Source organism: Serratia sp. PL7 (assembly GCF_945957435.1).
In genome coordinates this window covers 1-237 of record NZ_CAMFLB010000157.1, presented here as the reverse complement: position 1 = coordinate 237, position 237 = coordinate 1, and the positions used below count along the sequence as shown (strand labels likewise).

The 237-nt window shown below is 48.1% G+C and carries 1 tRNA gene; it reads right to left on the bottom strand.

What is annotated here, in order from left to right:
* Positions 1–124: 124 nt before the first annotated feature.
* Positions 125–200, bottom strand: a tRNA-Ala gene (locus tag N6G83_RS54735).
* Positions 201–237 lie beyond the last annotated feature (37 nt).

Genomic DNA, 237 nt, shown 5'->3' with positions numbered 1-237 from the left:
GGAGGGATAAGTTTCAGCTGTCATGTTTCAATTTTCAGCTTGTTCCAGATTGTTAAAGAGCAAAATACTTCGCAGCATACTGTTGCCAGTACACTCTGAAGTATTATCAAGGACCGCATGGATATGGTGGAGCTAAGCGGGATCGAACCGCTGACCTCCTGCGTGCAAGGCAGGCGCTCTCCCAGCTGAGCTATAGCCCCATACAGTCACTTGCAGAAACCTTTATTTACCACTCGC